Annotated in this window: 18 protein-coding genes; 15 read left to right on the top strand and 3 right to left on the bottom strand. The window is 61.7% G+C overall.

Annotated elements, in window-relative coordinates:
- The first annotated feature begins 16 nt into the window (after positions 1-16).
- Entirely contained in the window at positions 17-226 is a 210-nt protein-coding gene (locus K5E37_RS21805) for a hypothetical protein (RefSeq protein ID WP_260404402.1), read from the top strand.
- Positions 227-274: 48 nt separating this feature from the next.
- Entirely contained in the window at positions 275-853 is a 579-nt protein-coding gene (locus K5E37_RS21800; protein WP_085747648.1) for a hypothetical protein, read from the top strand.
- Here the strand turns inward: K5E37_RS21800 and K5E37_RS21795 are convergent.
- Positions 850-2,166 (bottom strand): bifunctional DedA family/phosphatase PAP2 family protein, encoded by a 1,317-nt coding sequence (locus K5E37_RS21795; RefSeq protein ID WP_221535118.1) that lies wholly within the window; start codon positions 2,164-2,166, stop codon positions 850-852. The genes K5E37_RS21800 and K5E37_RS21795 overlap by 4 nt on opposite strands.
- A gap of 54 nt (positions 2,167-2,220) precedes the next feature.
- Positions 2,221-2,916, bottom strand: a complete 696-nt coding sequence (locus tag K5E37_RS21790; protein ID WP_007958648.1) for a DNA-3-methyladenine glycosylase — start codon at positions 2,914-2,916, stop codon at positions 2,221-2,223.
- Between the two features lie 177 nt (positions 2,917-3,093).
- Between K5E37_RS21790 and K5E37_RS21785 the strand changes: the two genes are divergently transcribed.
- The 13 genes from K5E37_RS21785 (at position 3,094) to K5E37_RS21725 (ending at position 15,810) form a co-directional block, all read left to right on the top strand.
- Complete coding sequence (locus K5E37_RS21785) at positions 3,094-4,365, top strand: glutamate-5-semialdehyde dehydrogenase (RefSeq protein WP_007958650.1); 1,272 nt, start codon at positions 3,094-3,096, stop codon at positions 4,363-4,365.
- On the top strand, positions 4,334-5,056 hold the full coding sequence (nadD, locus tag K5E37_RS21780) for a nicotinate-nucleotide adenylyltransferase (protein ID WP_085608763.1): 723 nt from the start codon (positions 4,334-4,336) through the stop codon (positions 5,054-5,056). The genes K5E37_RS21785 and nadD overlap by 32 nt, the downstream gene beginning before the upstream one ends.
- Before the next feature lie 72 nt (positions 5,057-5,128).
- Positions 5,129-5,623, top strand: coding sequence for a ribosome silencing factor (rsfS, locus tag K5E37_RS21775; protein ID WP_007958654.1), 495 nt, complete (start codon positions 5,129-5,131; stop codon positions 5,621-5,623).
- Positions 5,624-5,632: 9 nt separating this feature from the next.
- A complete protein-coding gene (gene rlmH / locus K5E37_RS21770) occupies positions 5,633-6,100 on the top strand; it encodes a 23S rRNA (pseudouridine(1915)-N(3))-methyltransferase RlmH (RefSeq protein WP_003185785.1) in 468 nt (155 codons plus the stop codon).
- A gap of 9 nt (positions 6,101-6,109) precedes the next feature.
- A complete protein-coding gene (mrdA, locus tag K5E37_RS21765) occupies positions 6,110-8,005 on the top strand; it encodes a penicillin-binding protein 2 (RefSeq protein WP_007958656.1) in 1,896 nt (631 codons plus the stop codon).
- Positions 8,006-8,036: 31 nt separating this feature from the next.
- Positions 8,037-9,140, top strand: coding sequence for a rod shape-determining protein RodA (gene rodA / locus K5E37_RS21760; protein WP_052026248.1), 1,104 nt, complete (start codon positions 8,037-8,039; stop codon positions 9,138-9,140).
- A gap of 17 nt (positions 9,141-9,157) precedes the next feature.
- A complete protein-coding gene (mltB, locus tag K5E37_RS21755) occupies positions 9,158-10,168 on the top strand; it encodes a lytic murein transglycosylase B (protein WP_007958658.1) in 1,011 nt (336 codons plus the stop codon).
- Positions 10,168-11,175, top strand: a complete 1,008-nt coding sequence (locus K5E37_RS21750) for a septal ring lytic transglycosylase RlpA family protein (protein WP_221535117.1) — start codon at positions 10,168-10,170, stop codon at positions 11,173-11,175. The genes mltB and K5E37_RS21750 overlap by 1 nt, the downstream gene beginning before the upstream one ends.
- 325 nt (positions 11,176-11,500) lie before the next feature.
- Positions 11,501-12,658, top strand: a complete 1,158-nt coding sequence (locus tag K5E37_RS21745) for a D-alanyl-D-alanine carboxypeptidase family protein (RefSeq protein WP_011336095.1) — start codon at positions 11,501-11,503, stop codon at positions 12,656-12,658.
- An 84-nt stretch (positions 12,659-12,742) separates the two neighbouring features.
- Entirely contained in the window at positions 12,743-13,018 is a 276-nt protein-coding gene (locus K5E37_RS21740) for a DUF493 domain-containing protein (RefSeq protein WP_007958664.1), read from the top strand.
- The gene (gene lipB, locus K5E37_RS21735; protein WP_039771855.1) at positions 13,018-13,665 is read left to right on the top strand and encodes a lipoyl(octanoyl) transferase LipB; all 648 of its coding nucleotides are present in this window, start codon (positions 13,018-13,020) and stop codon (positions 13,663-13,665) included. Before K5E37_RS21740 ends, lipB begins: the two co-directional genes overlap by 1 nt.
- Positions 13,666-13,690: 25 nt before the next feature.
- Positions 13,691-14,689 carry a lipoyl synthase gene (gene lipA / locus K5E37_RS21730; RefSeq protein WP_162130488.1) on the top strand — a complete coding sequence of 333 codons (999 nt, stop codon included), beginning with the start codon at positions 13,691-13,693 and terminating at the stop codon, positions 14,687-14,689.
- Between the two features lie 173 nt (positions 14,690-14,862).
- Positions 14,863-15,810, top strand: coding sequence for an LD-carboxypeptidase (locus tag K5E37_RS21725; RefSeq protein WP_221535116.1), 948 nt, complete (start codon positions 14,863-14,865; stop codon positions 15,808-15,810).
- A 51-nt stretch (positions 15,811-15,861) separates the two neighbouring features.
- Here the strand turns inward: K5E37_RS21725 and K5E37_RS21720 are convergent.
- On the bottom strand, positions 15,862-17,061 hold a 1,200-nt coding region (locus K5E37_RS21720; protein WP_221535115.1), incomplete at its 5' end, for a lytic murein transglycosylase.

Genomic DNA, 17,061 nt, shown 5'->3' with positions numbered 1-17,061 from the left:
GCAGGAAGCGGGCTTCATGAACAAGGAGAACGGTATGACAATTTATGAAGATGAGTGGGCGTTCTGGGATGATATTGCCGGAAAGTATATTTTCAAACATGCGGGCGTTGATCTGAATACCGAGATTGTCCTGAAGGCTGCCGGTTACTACGCGGATTCCATGGTGCTTGAGCGCCGCAAGCGCAAACGTGTGAAGAACGAGCCGGCCCAGGCTGCCGATAAATGAAATCCTGTCTGTTGTTCAGTCCGTTCTTAACAAGAAGAGAATCTGCACATGTCTGATGCCAATAATATTACCTTCACGGGGCAACTGTTCGCGGATGGACTTCCGCTGGTGCTCAATTATCAAGTCATGGAGCAGCGTTTGAAGCAACCGCGAATCACCACTGGGCAGAGGTTGAATGCGGAGATTTCCCTGAATGATGAAATCAGTTCGCCAATCGTGACGCTTGCGGATCATGATGATGCCGAGCCGCTGTTATTGGAGTTTGTTCCGGATTATCAGGGACGATATGCCCTTAATGTCAAAACGGCCGGTCGTTACTTTAATTGGCAGCTGCGACTTGATCAAAGTACAAGGCATCTTCTGGCCGCGAAAAGTGGCGGCAGTTACTTTGAGCTGGAAACGTATGCCGGAAAGCTCAAGTCGTTTGGTGACCTGCCGTCCAATCCGGTTTCTGTGGCGCTTTTCAGCGTAGAGAAGAAGATGCGCCTGTTTCAGCATGAGACAAAGGAAGGGCTCACCTACTTCCTGGACAAGAATCCGAACGACACCGGGCACAATGCCTACAACCCTTCGTCGGTATCGTTCGTCTTGAGGACCAATCCTTCGCTGCTGTCTGCCGTCGCCTAGTACGAGTAGCGCAGCAGGGTATGCGGCAAGTGTCGCAGCACGAAGAAACCGAACAGGGCGATCAGCGCTGGCAACACCAGCCACCAGACTCTCTGCGGCATGGCGCCGAGCGGTGATTGCCGCTGGCTGAGCCAGAGCCCGGCGGCGCACACGCACGCGGCGAGCATGGCGCCGGCCAGCACATCCGTCGGCCAGTGTGCGCCCAGATACACTCGCGACAAGGCAATCGCCAGTGCCGGAATGCAGCCGATCAGCAACCAGGTCAGTCGCAGCCTCGGCGGTTGCCCGCGTCCGGCGAGTACGGCCAAGGTCAGGAACAGCGCGAACGATCCCGACGCATGACCGCTGGGCATGCTGTAACTGGTGAGCGGATCGGTCAGCACTTCCGGGCGCACCCGGGCGAAAAACATTTTGGTGCCGGTGTTGGCCAGGGCCGTGACGAGCAGCGTGCCGCCCACGAAGATCGCGTGGCGCCACTGACGGCACAGCAACAGCAGCGCAGTCAGCAGGGCACTGAACAGCAGCATGTTGCGGAACTCACCGATCAGGGTGAAGACCACTGCCACCTCATCCAGTGCCGGGCGGCGGTGTTCCTGCACCAGGGTCATGACGCCCTGATCGAGGGCGGTCAGGTACGGGTAACCGATGAACAGGCCGATCAGGATCAGCAGGCTCATGCTGCTGATCCAGATCGTCGCCCGGCGATGGCGGCGCAGGCTGCTGTTGGCGCTCAGGCCGACCATCACCGCAATGCTGCCGGCGACGATCCCGGCCTGCAGCCAGAAACCCTCCGGCAACGGCAGTCGAATCGCCGCCCCGGTGGCCCAGCCCGGCAGCAGGTACGCGAGGCTCCAGCCGGCCGCTGCCAGCAGACTCACGGCGGCGAAGCGCGGGAAGGGCATGTCGCACATCCCGGCGACCATCGGCAGCATCGGCCGCAACGGGCCGATGAAGCGTCCGACCAGCAGGCTGGCGATGCCATAACGCTGGAAGTAGGTTTCCGCGCCGGCCATCCATTCCGGGTGATGGCGCAACCCCGGCAGACGCCGGATGTTCTGGTGGAAGTGGCGGCCGAGGAAATACGAAATCACATCGCCGAGAATCCCGCCGAGGAAACCCAGCAACAGGGTTTCACTCAGCGACAGGGCGCCGCTGCCGGCCAGCACCGCCACGGCAAACAGCAGCACCGTGCCGGGCACGATCAAACCGGCAATCGCCAGGCATTCCACGCAGGCCACGACAAACACTGCAGCGGCCAGCCACTGCGGATTGGCGGCCAGCCACCCGGTCACGCTATCGAGCCATGGGCCCATACAAACCACTCCATTTCATTGATGTCCCTGATCGGCGAGCCGAAGGGTGTGCATTCACAGCAGAAAATAATCGCGACCTTCGACCTGACCCCTGCGCAGCGGGTTCCGCGTGCACCACTGGGCATAGGCGGCATCGACAAAGCGATACATCAAGTGTTCGTCACGGCCATGGGGAATGCCCAGGCGGGTGGTCTGAATCACATGAGTTGGCGCAGGGCCGGTGTCTTCCACCAGCAGAATTTCGTGGTCGAAGCGCTTGGCATCCCACACCGGCACTTTCAGCCCCAGCGCCTTGCACAGCAGCGTCTGCCCTGCACAGAGTTTCTGCGACGGGCGCGGTCGGCCTTGGGCGTCGGGGTTGTTCAACAGCATCTGCGCCAGACTGGCCGGGCCGCTGATCTCGTCGACCCACGGATAGGCCGATTTGATCAGCACCGCATTGCCCGGACCCTGTGCGCTGAAGTTCAGCGAATCGCCGCCACGGGCGTAGTACATATAGATGTGGCCGCCGTCCAGAAACAAAGCCTTACGCTTTTCTGTGTAGCCGAGGGACGCGTGGCTGCCTTTTTCTTCGCAGTAATACGCTTCGGTTTCGATGATTCGGGCGCTGAGCCACAAATCGCCGACGCGGTGGCGGATGACTTTGCCGAGCAGATCACGGGCCAGTGTCTGGGCGTCGCGGTCGAAAAAGGCGTCCGCAAGGCCGACAGGCTGGCGCGCGGAGGTGGCGCGAACGGTCAGGTTGGACATGGCAAACAGGGTTTATCCAGGCGGAGGAGGTCGTGATGATAACAATTCGCGGCTTAATCCCGGCTGAACGTCGGCAAATCACCGTCCATTTCGACCATCCGCCCGTCACCGCTGTTAGTCCCGGGACGCGACAGCTATAATCTGCCGCTTTCCTCTTTGCCAAGACCCCAGCAGACCATGACTGAGTCCGTTCTTGACTACATGACCCGATTGGGTCGCGCCGCCCGCGAAGCCTCCCGCGTCATCGGTCGTGCCAGTACCGCGCAGAAAAACCGCGCCCTGCTGGCTGCCGCCAATGCCCTGGACGCCGCCCGCGCCGAGCTTGCGGCAGCCAATGAACAGGATCTGGCCGCCGGTCGCGCCAACGGTCTGGAGCCGGCACTGCTGGAGCGTCTGGAACTGACCCCGGCGCGCATCGATGGCATGATCGTCGGCCTGCGCCAGGTCGCAGCGCTGCCGGATCCGGTCGGTGCGATCCGCGACATGAGCTTCCGTCCGTCGGGCATTCAGGTCGGCAAGATGCGCGTACCGCTGGGCGTGATCGGGATCATCTACGAATCCCGTCCCAACGTGACCATCGATGCCGCGAGCCTGTGCCTGAAGTCCGGCAACGCGACCATCCTGCGCGGCGGTTCCGAAGCGATTCATTCCAACCGCGCGATTGCCGCCTGCATTCAGCGCGGTCTGGCCGAAGCCGAACTGCCGGCTGCCGTGGTGCAAGTGGTGGAAACCACCGACCGCGCCGCAGTCGGCGCGCTGATCACCATGCCGGAGTACGTCGACGTGATCGTGCCGCGCGGTGGTCGGGGCCTGATCGAGCGCATCAGCCGTGATGCCCGGGTGCCGGTGATCAAGCATCTGGACGGCATCTGCCACGTTTATGTCAGCGAACACGCCGACCTGCCGAAAGCTCAGCGCATCGCCTTCAATGCCAAGACCTATCGCTATGGCATCTGCGGTGCGATGGAGACCTTGCTGGTCGATCAAAGTGTTGCGAAGGATTTCCTGCCGTCGATGGCGAAGCAGTTCCGCGAAAAAGGCGTCGAACTGCGTGGTTGCGAACGCACCCGGGCGATCATCGAGGCCGTAGCGGCGACCGAAGAAGACTGGAGCACCGAGTACCTGGCGCCGATTCTGTCGATCCGCGTGGTGGATGGTCTGGATCAGGCCATCGAGCACATCAACCATTTCGGCTCCCATCACACCGACTCGATCGTCAGCGAAAACCTCGCCGACACCCGCCAGTTCGTGGCTCAGGTCGACTCGGCGTCGGTGATGATCAACACCCCGACCTGCTTCGCCGACGGATTCGAATACGGATTGGGTGCCGAGATCGGCATTTCTACTGATAAGCTGCACGCCCGTGGCCCGGTGGGCCTCGAAGGGCTGACCTGCGAGAAGTACATCGTGGTCGGTGATGGCCAGTTGCGCGGCCAGGCGACGGTCTGACTTGTCCGACCTCGACCTGAAAGCGCCGAAACCCGGCAAGAAATCCCGTCCCCGGCGCATTGGCGTACTGGGCGGGACGTTCGACCCGGTGCACGTCGGCCATTTGCGCGGCGCGCTGGAAGTGGCCGAAGCGCTGGAGCTCGATGAGCTGCGCATGATGCCCAGCGCCCGGCCGCCGCACCGCGATACACCGCAGGTGTCGGCGCAGGACCGGCTGGCAATGGTTGAATGTGCGGTGGCCGGTGTGCCGCCGCTGGTGGTGGACGCCCGCGAATTGCAGCGGGACAAACCGTCCTGGACCATCGATACCCTGGAGTCGCTGCGCGCCGAAATGGCCGCCGAGACCCAGGTTTTTCTGCTTCTGGGCTGGGACGCATTTTGCGGCCTGCCCACTTGGCACCGCTGGGAAGAGTTGCTCCAGCATTGCCACATCCTGGTGCTACAGCGCCCGGACGCCGACAGCGAACCGCCGGATGCCTTGCGCAACCTGCTGGCAGCGCGTTCGGTGAGCGACCCGCTGGCCCTGAAGGGGCCGAGCGGACAGATTGCATTCGTCTGGCAGACACCGCTCGCGGTTTCCGCCACCCAGATCCGTCAACTGCTGGCCAGCGGTAAGTCGGTACGTTTCCTGGTGCCCGACGCGGTCCTGGCCTACATCGATGCGCACGGTCTGTACCGTGCGTCGAACTGAACAAGGCGTGCTTCACTGATACGAATCCACGTGTCGCCAAGCCGCCGAAAATATGAGCAAAACGAGTTTTATATGACTGACAAAGACCAAACCAAAGTAAAGCGCAAAGGCACATTCAAGAGCGCCCCGCTGCCAGAGCCGGTCAACACCAATGAACCGCTGAAGGGCGACGAGCTGGTCAAGGTGGCCGTTGCAGCCCTGGAAGACGTCAAGGCCCAGGACATCCAGATCATTGATGTGCGCGACAAGCAGAGCATCACCGACTACATGATCATCGCCACCGGTACTTCCAACCGCCAGATCAACGCGATGCTGGACAAGGTTCGCGAAGAGGTCAAAAAGAACGGCGCCAAGCCGCTGGGCGAAGAAGGCAAGGGCGACAGCGACTGGGTGCTGCTGGACCTGGACCTGGTGATCGTGCACATGATGACCGCCTCGGCACGTCAGTTCTACGACCTGGAGCGCCTGTGGGCCGGTGCCGAGCAAAGCCGTGCGGCGGACGCCAAGCACCACAGCCCGGAAAACACCCACGAGCATTTCACCAAGCTCAACAAAGACCAGCTGTAAGGGATTGCTGTGCGACTGCGACTGATCGCCGTCGGTTCACGCATGCCCAAGTGGGTGGAGGAAGGCTGGCATGAATATGCCAAGCGTCTTCCGTCCGAGCTGGCGCTGGAACTGGTGGAAATTCCGCTCAATACCCGTGGCAAGAACGCCGACGTGGCCCGCTTCATCCGTCAGGAAGGCGAAGCCATGCTGGCCAAGGTCGGGCCGAACGAGCGGATCGTCACTCTCGAAGTTCATGGCAAACCGTGGAGCACCGAGCAACTGGCGGTCGAACTCGATCGCTGGCGCCTGGACTCGCGCACGGTCAACTTCATGGTCGGTGGCCCGGAAGGACTGGCGCCGGAAGTCTGTGCCCGCGCGGATCAGCGCTGGTCGTTGTCGCCGCTGACGCTGCCGCACCCGCTGGTGCGCATCCTCATCGGCGAGCAGTTGTATCGTGCCTGGACCGTGCTGTCCGGCCACCCTTACCACAAGTAATCCGCCCTCATGTCTCAGCCGATCCGCATCAAGGACCACGAAAAAGACGCCCGTCTGGTGCGTGGTCGCGTCGTGTTCGGCGCAATTGCGGTGGTGGCGCTGATCTGCGTGCTGATTGCGCGCCTGTACTACCTGCAGGTGATTCAGTACGAATATCACTCGACCCTGTCGGAAAACAACCGGGTGCATGTGCAGCCGATCCCGCCGACCCGTGGCCTGATTTTCGACCGCAACGGCGTGGTGGTGGCGGACAACCGTCCGAGCTTCAGCCTGAGCATGACCCGCGAGCGCTCCGGCGACTGGCAGCAGGTGCTCGACGTGATCGTCGAGGTCTTGCAGCTGACGCCGGAAGACCGGGTGATCTTCGAGAAACGCATGCGTCAGGGCCGCCGGCCGTTCGAGCCGGTGCCGATCCTGTTCGAGCTGAGCGAAGAGCAGATCGCCCGGATCGCGGTGAACCAGTTCCGCCTGCCGGGTGTTGAGGTGGTCGCGCAACTGGTGCGTCATTACCCGCAGGGCGCGCATTTCGCGCACTCGGTGGGTTACATGGGGCGGATCAACGAGAAAGAGCTGAAGACCCTCGATCCGGTCAACTACAGCGGCACCCACCACATCGGCAAGACCGGCATCGAGCGCTTCTATGAAGCCGAGCTGCACGGTCAGGTGGGTTACGAAGAGGTCGAGACCAACGCCCGTGGCCGCGTCCTGCGCGTGCTCAAGCGTACCGATCCGGTGCCGGGCAAGGACATTGTCCTGAGCCTCGACATCAAGTTGCAGGAAGCCGCCGAGGCTGCGCTGGGTGGCCGGCGTGGTGCGGTGGTGGCGCTCGATCCGAAAACCGGCGAAGTGCTGGCGATGGTCAGCCAGCCGAGTTTCGACCCGAACCTGTTCGTCACCGGCATCAGCTTCAAGGCGTACGCCGAGCTGCGTGATTCGATCGACCGACCGCTGTTCAACCGCGTGCTGCGCGGTCTGTACCCGCCGGGCTCGACGATCAAGCCGGCGGTGGCGATTGCCGGTCTCGATGCGGGCGTGGTGACGGCGTCGAGCCGGGTGTTCGACCCCGGTTACTACATGCTGCCCAACTACGATCACAAGTACCGCAACTGGAACCGCACCGGGGACGGCTTCGTCGACCTCGACACGGCGATCATGCGGTCCAACGACACCTACTTCTATGACCTGGCACACAAGCTGGGCATCGACCGGTTGTCGGCCTACATGAACAAGTTCGGCATTGGCCAGAAGGTCTCGCTGGACATGTTCGAAGAATCCCCAGGCCTGATGCCGTCCCGCGAGTGGAAACGCGCGACCCGGCGTCAGGCGTGGTTCCCCGGTGAAACCCTGATTCTCGGGATCGGCCAGGGCTACATGCAATCGACCCCGCTGCAACTGGCCCAGGCGACTGCGCTGGTGGCCAACAAGGGTGTGTGGAATCGCCCGCACCTGGCCAAATCTCTCGAGGGCGTGAAACCGGTGGATGAGAATCCGATGCCGGACATCATCCTGCGCGATCCCTCGGACTGGACCAAGGTCAACCATGGCATGCAACAGGTGATGCACGGTGCACGGGGTACGGCGCGTAAAGCGGCCATCGGCGCGCAATACCGGATCGCCGGCAAGTCCGGTACGGCGCAGGTCGTGGCGATCAAGCAAGGTGAGAAGTACGACCGCTCCAAGGTTCAGGAGCGCCACCGCGACCACGCCCTGTTCGTCGGTTTCGCGCCGGCGGATGACCCGAAAATCGTGGTGTCGGTGATGGTCGAGAACGGTGAGTCCGGTTCCGGCGTCGCGGCGCCGGTGGTGCGGCAGGTCATGGATGCCTGGCTGCTGGATCAGGACGGACGGTTGAAGGCCGAATACGCCAGCCCTATCAGTGCGGAGGCTACGGCCCGTGATGAATAATTTCGATCGCATGCTTTCCAGCGAGGATGTGATGCGTCGCCGGGCGACGCTGTTGCAACGTTTGCATATCGACGGCCCGTTGCTGGTGCTTCTGTTGATTCTCGCGGCCGGCAGCCTGTTCGTGCTGTATTCGGCCAGCGGCAAGAGCTGGGATCTGCTGGCCAAACAGGCCACGTCGTTCGGCATCGGTCTGGTGTCGATGATCGTCATCGCCCAGTTCGAACCAAGGTTCATGGCGCGCTGGGTGCCGCTGGGCTACGTGATCGGGGTGGTGCTGCTGCTGGTGGTGGACATCATGGGCCACAACGCCATGGGCGCGACCCGCTGGATCAATATTCCCGGGGTGATCCGCTTCCAGCCCTCGGAATTCATGAAGATCCTGATGCCGGCGACCATCGCCTGGTATTTGTCCAAACGCACGCTGCCGCCACAGCTCAAGCATGTCGGCATCAGTCTGCTGTTGATCGGCGTGCCGTTCGCCCTGATCGTGCGTCAGCCGGATCTGGGCACTTCGCTGCTGATTCTGGCCGGCGGCGCCTTCGTACTGTTTATGGGCGGGTTGCGCTGGCGCTGGATTCTCAGCGTACTGGCGGCGGCGATTCCGGTGTCGGTCGCGATGTGGTTCTTCATCATGCACGACTACCAGAAACAGCGGATCCTGACGTTCCTCGACCCGGAAAGCGATCCGCTCGGCACTGGCTGGAACATCATCCAGTCGAAAGCCGCCATCGGTTCCGGCGGGGTATTCGGCAAGGGCTGGCTGCTGGGCACCCAGTCGCATCTGGACTTCCTGCCGGAAAGCCACACCGACTTCATTATCGCCGTGCTCGGCGAAGAGTTCGGGCTGGTGGGCATCTGCGCACTGTTGCTGATCTATCTGTTGCTGATTGGCCGTGGTCTGGTGATTACCGCCCAGGCCCAGACGCTGTTCGGCAAATTGCTGGCCGGCGCTCTGACCATGACGTTTTTTGTTTACGTTTTCGTCAACATCGGTATGGTCAGTGGCCTGTTGCCGGTGGTGGGGGTGCCGTTGCCGTTCATTAGCTACGGCGGAACTTCGCTGGTGACGCTGCTGTCAGCGTTTGGGGTTTTGATGTCGATCCATACCCATCGCAAGTGGATCGCACAGGTTTGAATAAGGTGAAGAGTTCAATGCAAGTAATGCGTGACTGGGCGACACGATACGCACCGTGGCTCGGCCTGGTAGGCATCCTTGGCAGCGCGCAGGAAGCGTTGGCCGGCGATTACGAAGGCTCGCCCCAGGTGGCCGAATTCGTCGGTGAAATGACCCGCGACTACGGTTTCGCCGGCGAACAGCTGATGGCCGTGTTCCGCGAGGCCCAGCGCAAGCAGGCGATTCTCGACGCCATTTCCAAACCCGCCGAACGGGTCAAGCAGTGGAAAGAATACCGTCCGATGTTCATCACCGACGCGCGCATCGCCCGCGGTGTGGACTTCTGGCGTCAGCACGAGGCGACTCTGGCCCGCGCCGAGCAGGAATACGGCGTTCCGGCCCAGGTGATCGTGTCGATCATCGGCGTTGAGACCTTTTTCGGACGTAATACCGGCAATTACCGGGTGATCGATGCCTTGTCCACGCTGGGTTTCGACTATCCTCCCCGTGCCGAATTTTTCCGCAAGGAGCTGCGTGAGTTCCTGCTGCTGGCGCGCGAAGAGCAGGTCGACCCGCTGACCCTCAAGGGTTCCTACGCCGGGGCGATGGGCTTGCCGCAGTTCATGCCGAGCAGTTTCCGCGCCTACGCGGTGGATTTCGACGGCGACGGCCACATCAATATCTGGAACAACCCGGATGATGCGATCGGCAGCGTCGCCAGCTATTTCAAGCGTCACGGCTGGGTCGCCGGCGAGCCGGTGGTCAGTCGCGCGGATGTACGGGGAGAGCAGGTGGATGAAGGCCTGACCACCGGCATCGAGCCGACGAAAACCGTCGGGGAGTTGCGAGCGCTGGGCTGGTCGAGTCATGATGCGCTGCGCGATGACATGCCGGTCACCGCATTCCGCCTCGAAGGCGACAATGGCCCGGAATACTGGATGGGCCTGAAGAATTTCTACGCGATCACGCGTTATAACCGCAGCGTGATGTACGCCATGGCCGTACATCAACTGTCTGAACAGCTGGTACAAGCACGGGGCGTCAAGTAATGCGGGCATTGCCTATCAATAAACCCCTGAAGCTGGTGGCTTTCGCTGCGTTGGCGGTGCTGGTCGCCAGTTGTTCGACCAGCCGTTCGCCGAGCCAGAAACCGACCACCGCCGTTCGTTCGCAGCCGGGTCTGGACATCAACCGGGCCCACAAGGACGGCGCGCCGTGGTGGGACGTCGACGTATCGCGCATCCCGGATGCCACGCCGACCCTGCACACCGGCCCGTACAAGGCCAACCCGTACACCGTGCTGGGCAAGACCTACTTCCCGCTGCAGGAATCCAAGACCTACGTGGCCTCCGGCACCGCGTCCTGGTACGGCACCAAGTTCCACGGTCAGAACACCGCCAACGGCGAGGTCTACGACCTGTACGGCATGAGTGCCGCCCACAAGACATTACCGCTGCCGAGTTACGTTCGGGTGACCAACCTGGACAACAACAAGAGCGTGATCCTGCGGGTCAATGACCGCGGGCCGTTCTACTCGGACCGGATCATCGACCTGTCCTATGCCGCCGCCAAGAAGCTCGGTTATGCCGAAACCGGCACCGCGCGGGTCAAGGTCGAAGGCATCGACCCGCAACAATGGTGGGCCGCCAAGGGCCGTCCGGCGCCTTTGATGCTCAACGAGCCGCAAGTCGCGCAGAATAGCGCCCCGGTGATCACGGCTTCGGCCGGCACCGTCGAGCAATGGACTCCGCCGCCGCAGCAGCACGCCGCGGCCGTCGTGCCAGTTCAGCTTGATGCAAAAAAAAACGCTTCTGCACCAGCGTCTGGCCAGTATCTGCAGGTGGGCGCGTTCGCCAACCCGGACGCTGCAGAGCTCCTGAGGTCGAAGCTCAGCGGGATGGTGAGCGCTCCGGTGTTCATCAGCTCGATCGTGCGCAATCAGCAGACCCTGCACCGGGTTCGCCTGGGACCGATCGGTTCGCCGGGTGAAATTGCCCAGGTACAGAACAGCGTGCGCCTGGCCAACCTGGGTTCGCCAAGTGTGGTCACCGAGTAAACGTAGGACTTGATTGACGGTTCACCAGCGATTGGGGGGTGAACCAGGTTGTTGGCTCGTCGAAGAACAAAAGCCCGGCAAGGGTGACTGGAGTGAGCAACTGAACACGCGATGCTCGTAGGGTTTGCTCGAAAGCTCGCCGAGCGGCGATCAGGCAAGGCAAAAACAGGTGAGGAAGCGGAGTGTAGGGGACCTACATGAGCATTTCGAATCTGTTTTTAACGCAGCATGATCGTCGCGCAGGCAGGTTTCGGGCAAAACCTGAAAGACATCTGATTAAATTTTGTCCGCCAGGACAGTTTCCATTAGCGATTTCGAGAGACGGATGAACATCACCACCTTTGCCAAACGCCTGTGTCTGCTAGTCCCGCTGCTCCTCTCGCCAGCCGCCTTCGCGGCCGAGATGATGCCGTCGCCACCACAACTGGCCGCCAAATCCTACGTGCTCATGGATGCCAACAGCGGCAACGTGCTGGTGGAGAACAACGGTGACCAGCGTCTGCCACCGGCCAGCCTGACCAAACTGATGACCGCGTACATTGCCACGCTGGAAATCCGTCGCGGCCAGATCGGTGAAAACGACCCGGTGACCGTCAGCGAAAACGCCTGGCGCACCGGCGGTTCGCGGATGTTCATCAAGGTCGGCTCGCAAGTCACTGTGAGCGACCTGCTGCACGGCATCATCATCCAGTCCGGCAACGACGCCAGCGTCGCGGTGGCTGAACACATCGCCGGCAGCGAAGATGCGTTCGCCGACCTGATGAACAAGACCGTCGCCGATCTGGGCATGACCAATACCCACTTCATGAACCCGACCGGTCTGCCGAACCCTGAGCACTACTCGTCGGCTCACGACATGGCGATCCTGGCTCGCGCGATCATCCACGAAGACCCGGCTCACTACGCGATCTACTCGCAGAAAGAGTTCTTCTGGAACGGCATCAAACAGCCTAACCGCAACCTGCTGCTGTGGCGCGACAAGACCGTCGACGGTCTGAAAACCGGTCACACCGACGAAGCCGGCTACTGCATGGTGTCCTCGGCCGTACGTGACGGCATGCGCCTGATCGCCGTGGTGTTCGGCACCAACAGCGAAGTGGCCCGCGCCGCCGAGACCCAGAAGCTGCTGACCTACGGTTTCCGCTTCTTCGAAACCCAGACCTTCTACCAGAAGGGCACCGAACTGGCTCAGGCCCCGGTGTGGAAAGGCACTACCAGTCAAGTCAAGGCCGGCTTGGCACAAGACCTGACCATGACCCTGCCGAAAGGCCAGCTGAAGAAGCTCGCTGCCAGCATGACCATGAACCCGCAACTGACCGCGCCAATCGCCAAGGGCGACGTGATCGGTAAAGTCGAAGTGAAACTGGACGACAAGGTGGTGCACAGCGCCGACCTGATCGCTCTGGACGCTGTCGAGGAGGGTGGTATCTTCCGCCGCATGTGGGATAGCATCCGTCTATTCTTCTACGGCTTGTTCAACTGATTTGAGTTGACCTGCATGGCCCCGTTCCGATCCGGAGCGGGGCCTTGTTCGTTACCGGGCTTACGCTTACGAGGCCGTTACGCCATGACCGATACCGAAGTAAAGGCGCCAAAGATCGAATTTCCCCAGGTTGATTATCCGGTTAAGGTGATCAGCGATACGGGCGTCGGCAACAAAGACAAGATCATCGACATCGTCAAGAAACACGCCAAGATCAACGATGAGCGTGTCGATGAGCGTCAAAGCAGCAACGGCAAGTACACCACCATCCAGTTGCACATCGTCGCGACCGACCAGGATCAGCTGTACAACATCAACAGCGAACTGCGGGCTACCGGTTTCGTGCACATGGTGCTGTGATGCCGGGCACGTTGGGCTTTCGCGAGCTTGGCCAGATGGCTTACGAGCCGGTCTGGCAGGCCATGCAGCGTTTTACCAACGAGCGTGGCACCACGGCCCCGGACGAAATCTGGCTGGTTGAACACCCGCCGGTGTTCACCCAGGGCCAGGCCGGCAAGGCCGAGCACCTGTTGCTGCCGGGGGATATTCCGGTGGTGCAGGTCGACCGCGGCGGTCAGGTGACCTACCATGGCCCCGGCCAGCTGGTGGCGTACCTGCTGCTGGATGTGCGCCGACTCGGATTCGGCGTGCGCGATCTGGTCAGCCGCATGGAGCGCTGCCTGATCGAACTGCTGGCCAGCTACGGCGTGACCGCCGTGGCCAAACCGGATGCTCCCGGCGTCTACGTCGACGGAGCGAAGATCGCTTCTCTGGGTTTGCGGATTCGCCACGGTTGTTCCTTTCATGGCCTGGCCCTGAACGTGGACATGAACCTGGAGCCGTTTCGACGGATTAATCCCTGCGGCTATGCCGGGCTGGCGATGACCCAGCTGAGCGAGCACGCAGGATCGATTGAATTTGCCGAGGTAAGTGCCCGGCTGCGCGCGCAGCTCGTCAAACACCTCGACTATGCTGAGCAGACGACCCTGACGGGCGGAATCGACTGATATGACTACTGATGCAGTGCAAACCATGATCCCGACGCTCGACGTGACCGAGCGCCCGGCCCCGCGTCCCAAGGTTGAAGCCGGCGTCAAGCTGCGCGGCGCCGAGAAGGTTGCACGCATCCCGGTGAAGATCATTCCGACCACCGAACTGCCGAAGAAACCCGACTGGATCCGCGTGCGCATCCCGGTTTCGCCGGAAGTCGACCGCATCAAGAGCCTGCTGCGCAAGCACAAGCTGCACAGCGTCTGCGAAGAAGCGTCCTGCCCGAACCTGGGCGAGTGCTTCTCCGGTGGCACCGCGACCTTCATGATCATGGGTGACATCTGCACCCGTCGTTGTCCGTTCTGCGACGTTGGTCACGGTCGTCCGAAGCCACTGGACGTCAACGAGCCGGAAAGCCTGGCCATCGCCATCGCCGACCTGAAACTCAAGTACGTGGTGATCACCTCGGTTGACCGCGACGACCTGCGTGACGGCGGTGCCCAGCACTTTGCCGACTGCATCCGCGAAATCCGCAAACTGTCGCCGAACGTGCAGCTCGAGACTCTGGTCCCGGACTACCGTGGCCGCATGGACATCGCCCTGGAAATCACCGCGGCCGAGCCGCCGGATGTGTTCAACCACAACCTGGAAACCGTACCGCGTCTGTACAAGGCTGCGCGTCCGGGTTCGGACTACCAGTGGTCGCTGACCCTGCTGCAACGCTTCAAGCAGATGATGCCGCACATCCCGACCAAATCCGGCCTGATGCTGGGTCTGGGCGAGACCGACGACGAAGTCATCGAAGTCATGAAGCGCATGCGCGAACACGACATCGACATGCTGACCCTGGGCCAGTACCTGCAACCGTCCCGCAGCCACTTGCCGGTGCAGCGTTTCGTGCACCCGGACACCTTCGCCTGGTTCGCCGAGGAAGGTTACAAAATGGGCTTCAAGAACGTCGCGTCCGGCCCGTTGGTGCGTTCTTCGTACCACGCCGACGAGCAGGCGAAACTGGTCAAGGCCGAGCTGCTCGGTTCCTGATTCAGCGCTGAATAAAAAATGCCCGCCGGGGTTTATCACCCGGCGGGCATTTTTTTGCCTGGCTTACACTCGTTACTGACTTTTCCTGCAATCTGCGGCGCGGCTTAGCCTCTTCTGTTTGTCGCCGTTCCTGACTACTGTGTGAGCATGACTTCACGCAGGGAGATCCATGGATGACCGTTCGACCGACCCACACCCTTTTTCCGCACAAGCCTGTGCCTGCACTGCCGTCGGAAGGACTGATAGGCGTGATTGCGCCCGCCGGCCCTGGCACGCTGGATACCGAAAAGGCCGTTCAGTGGATGCGCGCCCGGGGTTATGGTTTGCGAGTGTTCCCTGGCGTCTACGAGAAGGAGGGTTATCTGGCCGGCAGCGACGAGGTACGGCTCAACGATCTGCACGCGGCGTTCGCTGACGAAGAGGTGGATGCAATCATTTGCCTGCGCGGTGGCTACGGCACGCCAAGGTTGCTGGACCGGATCGACTACGACTTGCTGAGCCGCCATGCCAAGCCCTTCGTCGGTTACAGCGACATCACCGCGCTGCACCTGGCCATCAGTCGCTACGCCGGGTTCGTGACCTTTCATGGGCCGTTATTGAATGCCGATCTGCTGGGGGACAAGGAACCGCCGACGGTGACGTCGTTCTTCGCCATGTTGCGCGGTCAGTTGAAGGCCGGCAGTGTGCTGAGTCATCCGGCGGCTTATCCATTGACCACCGTGGAGCCCGGCATTGCCCACGGGCGTCTGCAGGGTGGCAATCTGGCGATGATCGCTGCGACCTTGGGCACGCCCTACGAAATCGACGTCGAAGGTGTGATTCTGCTGATCGAGGACATCAACGAGCCGCTGTACCGGATCGACCGCTTGCTGACCCAGATGCGTCTGGCGGGCAAATTGGCCAGGTTGCGAGGCGTGTTGGTCGGGGATGTGGCTGGCGTGGATATCGAGGCTTTGAACCGCTTGCTCAAGCAGACCTTTGAACCGCTGCGGATTCCGGTGCTGTCCGGCTGGCGCAGTGGGCACTGCGATCCGAACCTGACGCTGCCGCTGGGGGCGCTGGTTCGACTGGACGCAGGGAAGAAGGAGTTGATGCTGGAGCAAGACGTAGTGATTCGCTGACCGAGCCACAAAAAAAGACCGCCGCCTGAAGAGGCGGCGGTCTTTTTGTTTTTACTGGTTACGCAGGCTTTCCAGCAGCTTGTGCGTCGGATAACCGTCCGCCGGCCAGCCGAATGACTGCTGTGCACTGCGGATCGCCTTACGCGTATTGGCGCCGATGATCCCGTCTGCCGCACCGGCGTCATAGTTGCGCGCGGTGAGCAGGTTTTGCAATTCGATCCGTTCGGTGCGGCTCAACGGCAGATCGTCTTTTGGCCAGCTGCCATTGATCAGGCCGGCACCGTTGAAGCGCTCGGACAACAGGCTGACGGCCAGTGCGTAGGACGACGAATTGTTGTACTTGAGGATCGCCCGGAAGTTATCGAGGATCAGGAACGCCGGGCCACGATAACCGGCCGGCAGCAGCAGGGCGGCGGACAGTTGCTCGGAACCGGTCGGCACCTGGCCGCCGTTTGGCAGAATCACGCCCAGTTGCCGCCATTCGGCGACGCTCTTGCGAATTGCGCCGTCGGCCAGGGTGTAGTTGAAACCGCTCGGCAGTTGCACTTCGAAGCCCCACGGCTGGCCACGCTGCCAGCCGGAGCTCTGCAGGTAATGCGCGGTGGAGGCCAATGCGTCAGCCGGGCTGCCCCAGATGTCGCGACGACCGTCACCGTCGAAATCCACGGCGTGGGTGTTGTAGGTGGTCGGGATGAACTGGGTCTGGCCCATGGCACCGGCCCAGGAACCGAGCATTTTCTCCGGCGTGATGTCGCCCTGTTGCAGGATCTGCAGCGCCGCGATCAGCTGCGCATGGGCAAAGCCCGGACGGCGGCCTTCATAGGCCAGGGTCGCCAGCGAGTTGATCACCGACTTGCTGCCCTGGAATTGGCCGAAGTTGCTTTCCATCCCCCACACCGACACCAATGCCTGACGATCGACGCCATAACGCTGTTCGATGCTTTGCAGAATATCGGCGTACTGGCTGATCAGCGCCTGGCCTTTGCGCACGCGCAAGGGCGAAAGGGCGCCGTCCAGGTATTCCCACACCGGCCGGGCAAATTCCGGCTGGCTGCGGTCGGCGCGAATCACGCTGGCATCGAAACTGACATTGGCGAACGCGCGGTCGAACAGGTCGGCACGAATGCCGGCGGCCAGAGCTTCCTTGCGGAAACCGGCCTGCCATTCGGCAAAGGTCTGGGTCGGTTGCAGATCGAGGTTGTCACCGGACGGCACTACCGGCGGGATGACCGCTGGGGCTGGGGCTGGGGC

Source organism: Pseudomonas sp. RIT778 (assembly GCF_019718735.1).
Lineage (GTDB): Bacteria > Pseudomonadota > Gammaproteobacteria > Pseudomonadales > Pseudomonadaceae > Aquipseudomonas > Aquipseudomonas aphyarum.
The sequence above is the reverse complement of the archived record's forward strand: the minus strand, read 5'-3'. Positions and strand labels throughout refer to the sequence as shown.

Bases quoted from the DNA above. Each gene is read 5' to 3' on its own strand.
- K5E37_RS21750 (WP_221535117.1), top strand. From the start codon at position 10,168: ATGCGGGCATTGCCTATCAATAAACCCCTGAAGCTGGTGGCTTTCGCT.
- lipA (WP_162130488.1), top strand. From the start codon at position 13,691: ATGATCCCGACGCTCGACGTGACCGAGCGCCCGGCCCCGCGTCCCAAG.
- mrdA (WP_007958656.1), top strand. From the start codon at position 6,110: ATGTCTCAGCCGATCCGCATCAAGGACCACGAAAAAGACGCCCGTCTG.
- K5E37_RS21800 (WP_085747648.1), top strand. From the start codon at position 275: ATGTCTGATGCCAATAATATTACCTTCACGGGGCAACTGTTCGCGGAT.
- K5E37_RS21785 (WP_007958650.1), top strand. From the start codon at position 3,094: ATGACTGAGTCCGTTCTTGACTACATGACCCGATTGGGTCGCGCCGCC.
- K5E37_RS21725 (WP_221535116.1), top strand. From the start codon at position 14,863: ATGACCGTTCGACCGACCCACACCCTTTTTCCGCACAAGCCTGTGCCT.
- K5E37_RS21790 (WP_007958648.1), bottom strand. From the start codon at position 2,916: ATGTCCAACCTGACCGTTCGCGCCACCTCCGCGCGCCAGCCTGTCGGC.
- rsfS (WP_007958654.1), top strand. From the start codon at position 5,129: ATGACTGACAAAGACCAAACCAAAGTAAAGCGCAAAGGCACATTCAAG.
- K5E37_RS21805 (WP_260404402.1), top strand. From the start codon at position 17: ATGAACAAGGAGAACGGTATGACAATTTATGAAGATGAGTGGGCGTTC.
- K5E37_RS21740 (WP_007958664.1), top strand. From the start codon at position 12,743: ATGACCGATACCGAAGTAAAGGCGCCAAAGATCGAATTTCCCCAGGTT.
- nadD (WP_085608763.1), top strand. From the start codon at position 4,334: ATGGCCAGTTGCGCGGCCAGGCGACGGTCTGACTTGTCCGACCTCGAC.
- lipB (WP_039771855.1), top strand. From the start codon at position 13,018: ATGCCGGGCACGTTGGGCTTTCGCGAGCTTGGCCAGATGGCTTACGAG.
- mltB (WP_007958658.1), top strand. From the start codon at position 9,158: ATGCAAGTAATGCGTGACTGGGCGACACGATACGCACCGTGGCTCGGC.
- K5E37_RS21745 (WP_011336095.1), top strand. From the start codon at position 11,501: ATGAACATCACCACCTTTGCCAAACGCCTGTGTCTGCTAGTCCCGCTG.
- K5E37_RS21795 (WP_221535118.1), bottom strand. From the start codon at position 2,166: ATGGGCCCATGGCTCGATAGCGTGACCGGGTGGCTGGCCGCCAATCCG.
- rodA (WP_052026248.1), top strand. From the start codon at position 8,037: ATGCGTCGCCGGGCGACGCTGTTGCAACGTTTGCATATCGACGGCCCG.